Source organism: Pseudonocardia xinjiangensis, assembly GCF_012911925.1.
Classification (GTDB): domain Bacteria; phylum Actinomycetota; class Actinomycetes; order Mycobacteriales; family Pseudonocardiaceae; genus Pseudonocardia; species Pseudonocardia xinjiangensis.
The window spans coordinates 1-10,190 of sequence record NZ_JAAXKY010000211.1 but is presented as its reverse complement, the minus strand read 5'-3'; the positions used below and the strand labels follow the sequence as shown (position 1 = coordinate 10,190).

Sequence of the window (10,190 nt, the reverse complement as noted above, 5' to 3'; positions counted from 1 at the left end):
GCGGGCGGGTGGGGCTGGCCGACACCGACCGGCTCGTCATCACCCTGCGGTGGGCGATCACGCTGCTGCGCGGGGACCCCCCGACCGCGGAGGACCAGGCCGAGCTGGAGCGCCTGCGCGCCTTCGCGCGCCGTCACCCCGGGCACCTCTACGAGGCCACGGCGGCCCGGTTCCTGGTGTCGCTCGGCAGGACCGCGGAGGCCGGCCTGGAACTGGAACGCGCGCTGCCCCGCGTGCTGGCCGGCTCGGGGCCACGCTGGCTCGGCGCGGCCGCGGACCTCGCCGTGGTGGCCGTCGCCACCGGGAACACGGCTGCCGCCGCCCGGCTGTACGAGGCGCTGGCCGGCTACCGGGAGCGCCTGGTGGTGTGGGCGGGCGCCAACACGGTCAGCGGACCGGTCGCGCACCATCTCGGCACCCTCGCCACCCACCTCGGCCGGTTCGACGAGGCGGTCGAGCTGCTCGGGGAGGCCGCCGCGTGGGAGGAGGAGAACGGTGCGCTGCCGTTCCTCGCCCACACCGTGGCCGCGCTGGCCGACACGCTCACCCGACGCGGCCATGACGGCGACGCCGAACTGGCCGGCTCCCATCGCCGACGCGCCCGCGACATCACTGCCCTGCTGGGCATGCGGGGGCTGTCGGGGGCGTACGCCCCACTGCCGGACGAGTGGACACTGCGCCGCGACGGACCGGACTGGCTGCTCGAGGCCGGGGACGAGCGGGCTCGGCTCCGCGACGGCCGCGGTGTTGCCTACCTCCGCACACTCCTCGCCGCACCCGGCCAGGAGATCACCGCGCTCGACCTGGCCGCCGGCGGCGCCGGCCTGACCGCCGCCGCGGCGGAGCCGGTGCTCGACGCCGCCGCCCGGGACACGTACCGCAAGCGCCTGGCCGCGCTCGGGGACGCGCTCGACGCCGCCGACACCACCGGCGACAGGCTCGCCGCCGAGCGCGCGGTCGCCGAGCGCGACGCCCTGCTCGACGAGCTCCGCCGGGCAACCGGTCTGGGCGGACGCGGCAGAACCGTCTCCGGCGCCGACGAACGGGCCCGGGTCAACGTCACCCGCACGCTGCGGGGAGTCATCGACACGATCACCCGAGCAGCCCCGGCAGCCGGGGCCCACCTGTCCGCCTCGATCCGCACCGGCCGGGCGTGCCGCTACCAGCCGGCGGCGGGCGGCCCGGGCCGCTGGCACGTCTGAGCCGGCGTGCGTACGCATCGTTCCCCGTCGATTTACGCCACCCGGATGACGACCATCCCCTGGAGGAACCCATGGACACCGAACAGGACACCGACCACCCCGTCGACATCGCAGGGCTCGCCGCAGACGACCACGGCGCGGGCACCGACGCCGCGCCATTGCTCCTGGTGCACGGCCTGACCTTCGACCGGTCGATGTGGCGTGGCATCGTCGCGGAGCTGGAACGCATCGACCCGGCACGCCGCACCGTGGCCATCGACCTGCCCGGGCACGGCCGGTCACCGGACCAGCCGGCCTACGACCTCGACACCCTCACCGCGCAGCTCCACCACGTGGTCGAGGCGGCCGGCCTCACCGCGCCCGTCGTCGTCGGGCACTCGTTCGGCGGGCGCCTCGCGACGAGCTACGCCGCGCACCACCCCGCCCGTGGGGTCGTGAACATCGACCAGCCGCTGGACGCGGCCCCCTTCGCCACCTTCGTGCGCGCGCTCGCCGAACGGCTGCGCGGGCCCGGGTTCCGCGCGGTGTGGCAGATGTTCTACGACAGCTTCCACGTCGAGCTGCTCCCGGCTGACGCGCAGGACCTCGTGCGCTCCACCTCGCGAGCGCGCCAACAGGTCGTCCTCGGGTACTGGAGCCAGTTGCTCACGCAGCCGACCGCCGAGCTCACGGCGATGATCGAGCAGGAGACCGCCGCACTCCGGGCCTCCGGAGCGCCCTACCTGTACATCACCGGTGACGAGCCGAAGCCGGGCTACGCGCGGTGGTTCGGCGAACACCTGCCCGCCGCGACCGTGGAGGTCTGGGCGCACAGCGGCCACTTCCCGCACCTCGTCGACCCGCAACGGTTCGCCCGGCTGCTGGCCGGGCTCGGGCGGTGAGTGACCCGGACGGCGTACACACCCACAGTTCGGCAGCGCGCCGACCCTGAGCATCGACCTCCGGGTCGGCGACCATGACGCACCTCACTGCGCTGCCGTGACCTACCGCACCACGGATGCGGCGAGCCGGCGCGGCCGGCCGGGTCGGCGGGGCGGGCACCCGGCAGCCGTGGCGGCCCTGCGGACCCGCCTACGCGCACCCGCCCTGCATTTCGGTGCCGCCGAACGGGTGGTTTCCACTGCCGAACCGATCTTCAATACACCGACTAATGCGACACAAACCGGACGAACTGACTCGTGACAGCCTGTCGAAGATGATTATTGGTATAACCTTGACCATTCCTTGAACGCGAGGATCCCACTATAACATCTGGTGGATCGCGCGGGCATCGTCACATCGCATGGAGTCCCCTCGCGTTCGGGTTACACTTTCCTTCGGAGAGGTCCAGGCGGGTGAAAACTGACGCACCGTGAAACATCGCGGCCTGACCCGACGATTTTCCGGATGCCTCTCTCCGACAAGCAGTTCTCGGGCACGTCGGCCGGAAGTGCGGTTCCCCCGCCACCGCCACGGCACCAGGAGATCGCCCCGACCGCGATCTGAACCCTGATGAGCGATCGCACGTAGGGGAGTTGGGTGCTCGCACGTAAGGAGGATTGATGATCTTGCTCCGGCATGGTGGGTTCGGCCCGTCATGCGTGGTCGACGATGTGCCGGATGCGCATTTCGAGACACTCCTTCTTGATCATGTAGATCCGTTTCAGGGAAGTGTCCCGGGTCACTTCCGGTTGCTTCCTATTCCCGCCCACGGGAGCGATGCACATCACTTCTCAATTCTTCCTCGGAACAGGTCGACGCGGCCCTGTCACGAGCTCATCAGAACCTGTATCGAAACTGTCAATTTCCTGTGCAAGGAGCTCACGTAGTGGGAGAGTCGATCGAGGTGATGCCAGCCCGAGTGGCTGCACCTCCAACCGTCCGGAGTAGCTCTCCGACCATCCAGGGTGGCCCCGTCGGCTCCCTGACCAGCATTGAACTGGGTCTCGCCGAGGTTCTGGCGGACGTCGTGCAGGTCGATCGGGTACCGGTCGACAGCCACTTCTTCGACGATCTCGGTGCCGACTCGCTCGTGATGGCGCACTTCTGTGCGCGGGTCAGAAAACGGGCAGACCTCCCGAAGATATCCATAAAGGACGTTTACCGCCACCAGACCATCGAAAGCCTGGCGAAAGCCCTCGCGGTCACTGCGCCCACCGCCGGTGCACCGCCGGCACCGACCGTCGGGTCCGCTGCCCCGGCCATCGAGATGATCGAGGGCCCGGCCCCGGAACCAATCCAGGCGAAGCCGGCCGGTCGGCTGGACTACGTCTTCTGCGGAGTACTGCAGGCCCTGATCTTTCTCGCATATACCTATCTTGCTGCGCTCGTCACCAACGAAGGCTACAACTGGATCTCGACCGCCTCCGGCCTGGTCGATATCTATCTTCGGTCACTCGTGTTCGGCAGTGCGGCCGTCGTCGGCCTGTGCGTCCTGCCAATCCTGGCCAAATGGCTGGTCATCGGCCGCTGGAAGCCCCAGGAGATCCGGGTCTGGAGCCTCGCATACGTCCGTTTCTGGGCAATCAAGACGCTGGTTCGGACCAACCCGCTGCTTCTGTTCATCGGCGGCCGGTCGCGCCTGAGCACCACCTCGCCGCTCTACAACCTGTACCTGCGGGCACTCGGCGCGAAGGTCGGGCGCGGTGCGGTGATCTTCTCCAGGAATGTTCCGGTGTGCACCGATCTGCTCACTGTCGGTGCCGGCGCCGTGGTCCGGAAGGACGCGTTCTTCAACGGCTACCGCGCCGAGGCCGGGGTGATCCAGACGGGCGCGGTCACCCTGGGGAAGGGCGCGTTCGTCGGCGAGATGAGCGTGCTCGACATCAACACGTCGGTGGGCGACGGGAGCCAACTCGGTCACGCCTCCTCGCTGAACGCCGGCCAGGCGATACCCGATGGCGAGCGCTGGTCCGGATCCCCGGCGCTGCGGACGGAGGAGAACTTCCGGCTGCCCAGCCCTGCGCCCGGCCGCAACGCCTTCAGGCGAGCGTTCTTCGGCCTCACGCAGGCGCTCGGCGTGCTGGTCGTGGGCATGCCGGTGCTGGCCGGCGGCCTGGTGTTCCTGCTCGCCGAGGTTCCACAGCTCAATGAGCTCATGGACGCGGACCCGGTGGCTCTCGAGAGCTGGTGGTTCTACCGCGACGCACTGATCTTCTCGACCTCGGTGTTCTTCGGCTTCCTGATCGTTGCGCTGCTGTTCGTGGGCACCGTCCCTCGGCTCCTGAACAAGGCCATCAAGCCGGGGAAGCTCTATCCCTTGTACGGCTTCCACCACTGGGCTCACCGGGCGATCGCGCGCACGACGAACATGCGCTTCTTCGTGAACCTCTTCGGCGACAGCTCCTACATCGTCCCCTACTTCAAGTGGGTCGGGTTCAAGCTCGACCCGGTTGTGCAGACCGGGTGCAACTTCGGCATGGACGTCCGGACCGAGAACCCGTACCTCACCTCTGTCGGTAGCGGCACGGTGGTGGCCGACGGCCTGTCGGTCATGAATGCCGAGTTCTCGAGCACGTCCTTCCGGGTGTCGCCCGCCGCGATCGGGGCGAACAACTTCCTCGGCAACTTCATCGTCTATCCGGCGCAGGGCAAGACGGGCGACAACTGCCTTCTCGCCACGAAGGTCGGTATTCCGGTCGACGGGGAGGTCCGGCAGGACACCGGGGTTCTGGGTTCGACGAGCTTCGAGATTCCGCGCTCGGTCCAACGCGACACACGGATGGCTCACCTCACGCGGGTGGAGCGCCGTCGCGCCATCGCGGCGAAGAACAGGTACGACCTGGTCAGCATGGCGTTGCTGCTGGTCGTGCGGTGGTTCCTCTTCTTCGTGGTGTCCTTGGCCCTGTTGACCACCGCGGACTTCTACGGTGCGCTCGGCGCGCTCGTGATCGCCGGACTGGGCGTGTTCATGTTCGTGTTCGGCATCGGCTACCTCGTGCTGGTCGAACGTATCGTCATAGGGTTCGGATCTCTCCAGCCCCAGTACTGCTCGATCTACGATCGGTACTTCTGGTGGCACGAGCGCTACTGGAAGCTGCTGGCACAGCCGAGGTTGCTCGACGGCACTCCGTTCAAGAACATCGTCTGGCGGCTTCTGGGAGTTCGAATCGGAAAGCATGTCTTCGACGACGGCTGCGCCATCATCGAGAAGACCCTGACCACGATCGGCGATGGTGCCACCCTCAATGCGGGAAGTCGCCTCCAGGGGCATTCGCAGGAGGACGGCGCCTTCAAGTCCGGTTACATCACCATCGGGGCGGGCAGCACGCTCGGGGTCGGTTCCCTCATCCATTACGGCGTGACGGTGGGCGACGGCTCGGTCATCGATGCCGATTCCTTCGTGATGAAGGGTGCGGACGTCCCGGCGGACGACCACTGGGCGGGAAACCCCGCCAGAGAAATGAATGTCGATCGTACCGCCCTGGGTCGGCGGTAACTAGCACCGTGACCACGGTGAGCGGAGGGAAGACTGTCATGGCAATGCCAGCGGAAGCCGGGCGGGAGTTCTGGCGAGGGGTGCTCGTCGCCGGTGGCTTCACCGCGATCCCGCGCTGGACGCTCGACGCGACGGCGGGTGTCGGCGAGTACGACGCGCCGCTTCCCGACGCGCTGGTGACGGCGGTGCACCGGTTGGCGGACGAGCTGGCGGTGCCGTTCAGCTCGGTACTGCTGGCCGCCCACGCCACCGTGCTCGCCGCCCTGTCCGGTGAGCAGGAGGTCACCACCGGCTACGTCACGGCGGGCGGCCGGACACTGCCCTGCCGGCTCACCACCGAGTCGAACTCGTGGCGCGCGCTGCTGACCGACGTCCGGCGGGTCGAGTCGGAGCTGGTGTCGCACCAGGACTTCCCGGTCGAGGAGCTGCGGCGCGAGCTGGGCGTGGCCGGCCCGTCCTTCGAGACCGTCCTGGACCCGACCGGTCACGCCGGCGAGTTCGCCGAGGGCACCGTGCTGCGGGTCGGCATCGCCGACGGGCGGCTCGTGCTGCGCTACCGGACCGACGTGCTCGACGCCGACTACGCCGCGCGGGTCGCCGGCTACTACCTCACCGCGCTGTCCCTGATCACCGCCGACCTCGACGCCGAGCACCGGCGGCAGAGCCTGCTGTCGGTCGAGGAGCTGGCGTTTCAGCTCGAGGGCCTGGCGGGTCCGCGGCGGGAGCTGCCGGATGTGCGGTTCCACGAGCTGTTCGAGCAGCAGGTCGCGGCGCACCCGGACGCGGTCGCGGCGGTGCAGGGCGAGCGGCAGTGGACCTACCGCGAGCTCAACGCCCGCGCCAACCGGCTCGGGCGGGCGCTGCTGGCCCGCGGGCTGCGGCGCGAGGACGTGGTCGCGGTGGTCACCGAGCGGAACCTGGACTGGATGGCCGCGGTGCTGGCGGTGTTCAAGGCCGGCGGGGCGTACCTGCCGATCGAGCCGCACTTCCCGGCCGACCGGATCGCGACCACGCTCTCCCGCGCCGGCTGCACGCTGGTGCTGACCGAGCCCGGCAGCACCACCACGCTCGACAAGGCCCTCGACACCGTCTCCGGCGCACAGACGCTGTTCGTCGACACGGCCTACGAGGAGAACCGCGGCGACGATGACCTCGGCGTCACGGTGACCGCGGACCAGCTGGCCTACATCTACTTCACCTCCGGCTCGACGGGTGAGCCCAAGGGTGCGATGTGTGAGCAGGCCGGGATGCTCAACCACCTCTACGCCAAGATCGACGCCTGCGAGATCGGTGAGGGGCAGGCGGTCGCGCAGACCGCGCCCCAGTGCTTCGACATCTCGCTGTGGCAGCTGGTCTCCGCGCTGCTGGTGGGCGGGCGCACCGTGCTCGTGGAGCAGGACGCCATCCTCGACGTCGAGCGCTTCGTCGACACGATCACCGAGCACCGCGTCGCGGTGCTGCAGGTCGTGCCGTCCTATCTCGAGGTCGTGCTGTCCTACCTGGAGCAGCACCCGCGCGAGCTCCCGGACCTGCACAGCGTGTCGGCCACCGGTGAGGCGCTGAAGAGGGAGCTGACACAGCGCTGGTTCGCCGCGGAGCCGGCGATCAAGCTGGTCAACGCCTACGGGCTGACCGAGACCTCCGACGACACCAACCACGAGGTCATGGACCGGGCTCCCGACGGGGAACGCGTCCCGCTCGGCCCGGCCATCCAGAACGTGAGCGTCTACGTCGTCGACGAGAACCTCGTTCCCGTCCCGCTCGGCGCGCCCGGACTGATCGTCTTCTCCGGAGTGTGCGTCGGCCGTGGCTACGTCAACGACCCCGAGCGCACCCGGCAGGCCTACACGACCGACCCCCACCGACCGGGCGACCGGCTCTACGTGGGCGGCGACTACGGCCGCTGGCTGCCGGGCGGCAAGCTGGAGTTCCTCGGCCGGAAGGACAGCCAGGTCAAGATCTCGGGCTTCCGGATCGAGATCGGCGAGATCGAGAACACGCTGCTGCGGGTGCCCGGGGTGCGCGACGGCGCCGTGGTGGTGGCCGAGCGGCCCGACCAGAGCAAGCAGCTCGTGGCGTTCTACTCGGGTCCTCGGACGATCGATGTGGACGTGCTGCGCGAGCGGCTCGGCGCATCGCTGCCCGCATACATGGTGCCGGCGGCCTTCCACTGGCAGGAAAGCCTGCCGCTCACCCCCAACAGCAAGATCGACAAGAAGCGGCTGACGCTGCTCGCCCGTGAGCTCGACGTCGTCGAGGAGGACTACGACGCACCGCGGACGCCGACCGAGGAGCGGCTGGCGGCCGCGTGGGCGAAGGTGCTCGGCGTTCCGGTGGACCAGATCGGTCGCGGCGACCACTTCTTCGACCGCGGTGGCAACTCGCTGTCTGCCGTGAAGCTGGCGGTCGCTCTGAAGCGAACGGTGTCGCTCAAGGACGTCACGCGGTATCCCGTCCTCTCCGATCTGGCCGAGCTGGTGGACGGCAGGTCCGAGCGACGCACCGGGCTGCTGCAGCCGCTCTCGGGGACGGACGCCACCCGGTCCGGTGCCCTCGTGTGCTTCCCCTACGCCGGCGGCAACGCGGTGAACTACCAGCCGATGGCTGCCGCGTTGCGCGGGAGCGGGCCGGCGGTTCTCGCCGTCGAGCTGCCCGGCCACGACCTGGCTGCCGAGCGCGAGTCGTTCGTGCCGATCGCGCAGGTGGTCGAGCAGGTGGCCGCCGAGATCGTCGGGCGTGGCCTGACCAGGGTGCTGCTGTGGGGCCACTCCTCCGGCACGGCGCTGGCACTGGAGACGGCGCGGGTCCTGCAGGCGCGCGGCGTGCACGTGGAGCGGGTGTTCCTCGGTGCGCAGCTGCTCGGCACCGCCACCGACCGGCGCGCAGCCCTCGCCGAGCTGGCCGAGCGCACCGACGCCGAGATCGCGGCGCGGCTGGGCGACAGCGGCTACACGGAGCTGGGTGCACTGGACCAGCAGCGCGCCGAGCACGTCGGCGCCGCCTACCGGCACGACTACGGATCCGCGCTCCGCTACTTCGCCGACGCCCTCGACAGCCCGCCTGCGGTGAAGCTGTCCGCGCCGATCACCGTGGTGGTCGCCGCCGACGACCCGAGCACCGCGGATTTCGCGCAGCGGTACCGCGACTGGGAGCTCCTGGCCGAGCGCGTCGAGCTGCACGAGCTCACCGACGGCGGGCACTACTTCCTGCGCACGCGGCCCGCCGAGGCGGCGCAGACCGTGCTGAGTGCCGCCGAACTGCTGACTTCTTCTTGAGCAAATAGGAACTGGAAGGAATTCGAGATGTCGTCCTCATCCGCGGCGTCGCTGCTCGACGTGGACCTGCAACCCGGCAAGCCGCCGATGTTGCGAGTCGCGCCAACCGGCGACGCGCCGCGCTGGGCAGCCGAGCACCGAGACGCGCTGCGTGCCGTCGTCACCGACCACGGTTCGGTTCTGGTCCGTGGTCTCGGGCTACGCGACGCGGCGGAGGTGGCGGCTGTGTTCCAGCGGCTGACCACCACCGGTCTGATGGCCGAGCGGGAGGCGTTCGCCTCCCGGCAGGTCTACTCCGAGGGCGTCTACTCCTCGACGAAGTGGCCACCGAACCAGCAGATGTGCATGCACCACGAGCTGAGCTACACCCTGGAGTTCCCCTCGGTGATGCTGTTCGCCTGCCTGGGCGCGGCCACCAGCGGAGGCGCGACCGGGGTCGCCGACTCGCCGACCGTGCTCGAGGCGCTGCCGCGTGAGCTGGTCGACCGGTTCGAGCGCGAGGGCTGGCTGCTCACCCGCACCTACAACGAGGACATCGGGGCGTCCTGGGCCGAGGCCTTCGGCACGGAGGACCCGGGTGCCGTCGAGAGCTACTGCCGCGCCAACGCGATCGAGTTCGAGTGGCAGCCCGACGGTGAGCTCCGTACCCGCCAGCGGCGCAGCGCTGTGGTGCGCCACCCGGTGACCGGCCGGCGCTGCTGGTTCAACCAGATCGCGTTCCTGAACGAGTGGACGATGGACCCCGAGGTGCACGAGTTCCTGGTGGACGTCTACGGCGCCGACGGGCTCCCGTTCAACACCCGCTTCGGCAACGGCGACCCCATCGGTCAGGACGTCGTGGAGCTGCTCACCGGCATCTACGAGGCCCACACCCTGCGCGAGCCGTGGCAGGCCGGCGACCTGATGCTCGTCGACAACATCCGCAGCTCGCACAGCAGGGACGCCTTCGAGGGACCGCGCGAGGTGCTGGTCGGCATGGCCGACGCGATGCGCCTCGGCGACAGCTCGCCGACAGTGGATGGGACGACCCGATGAGCAGCGTCCCTCCCACCGGGGCCGCCACCGTGCCGCCGTTCGCGGTGATCTCCGGCGGTCAGGTCCAGCAGGCGCTGCAGGGCGGCGAGAAGCAGATCATGGAGGTCGTCGAGGCCACCTACCGCCTCCACGGCGCCGGTGACTCGGTCAACCCGCCCTCCTACTTCCTGCGATTCCCCGACCGCCCCGCCGACCGGATCATCGCCCTGCCCGCCTCCATCGGCGGCCAGGTCCGCGTCGACGGCCTCAAATGGATCTCCA

At 69.5% G+C, this 10,190-nt stretch carries 4 protein-coding genes and 2 pseudogenes; all 6 read left to right on the top strand.

All coding sequences use genetic code 11. The features are described from left to right. Positions 1 to 1,202: pseudogene (locus HF577_RS34800) on the top strand (hypothetical protein); the annotation flags it as partial. A gap of 71 nt (positions 1,203 to 1,273) precedes the next feature. Further along, positions 1,274 to 2,083 carry an alpha/beta fold hydrolase gene (locus HF577_RS34795; RefSeq protein ID WP_169400255.1) on the top strand — a complete coding sequence of 270 codons (810 nt, stop codon included), beginning with the start codon at positions 1,274 to 1,276 and terminating at the stop codon, positions 2,081 to 2,083. A gap of 926 nt (positions 2,084 to 3,009) precedes the next feature. Beyond that, positions 3,010 to 5,619, top strand: coding sequence for a Pls/PosA family non-ribosomal peptide synthetase (locus tag HF577_RS34790; RefSeq protein ID WP_312859580.1), 2,610 nt, complete (start codon positions 3,010 to 3,012; stop codon positions 5,617 to 5,619). Positions 5,620 to 5,657: 38 nt separating this feature from the next. Continuing rightward, positions 5,658 to 8,894, top strand: coding sequence for a non-ribosomal peptide synthetase (locus HF577_RS34785; protein WP_169400254.1), 3,237 nt, complete (start codon positions 5,658 to 5,660; stop codon positions 8,892 to 8,894). Positions 8,895 to 8,921: 27 nt separating this feature from the next. Then, a complete protein-coding gene (locus HF577_RS34780) occupies positions 8,922 to 9,929 on the top strand; it encodes a TauD/TfdA family dioxygenase (RefSeq protein ID WP_169400253.1) in 1,008 nt (335 codons plus the stop codon). After that, positions 9,926 to 10,190: pseudogene (locus tag HF577_RS34775) on the top strand (2,3-diaminopropionate biosynthesis protein SbnB); the annotation flags it as partial. The gene HF577_RS34780 and the pseudogene HF577_RS34775, both read left to right, overlap by 4 nt.

What these genes read in the sequence shown, in the direction of transcription:
- HF577_RS34795 (WP_169400255.1), top strand. Translation starts at nt 1,274, where the DNA reads ATGGACACCGAACAGGACACCGACCACCCCGTCGACATCGCAGGGCTC.
- HF577_RS34785 (WP_169400254.1), top strand. Translation starts at nt 5,658, where the DNA reads ATGGCAATGCCAGCGGAAGCCGGGCGGGAGTTCTGGCGAGGGGTGCTC.
- HF577_RS34780 (WP_169400253.1), top strand. Translation starts at nt 8,922, where the DNA reads ATGTCGTCCTCATCCGCGGCGTCGCTGCTCGACGTGGACCTGCAACCC.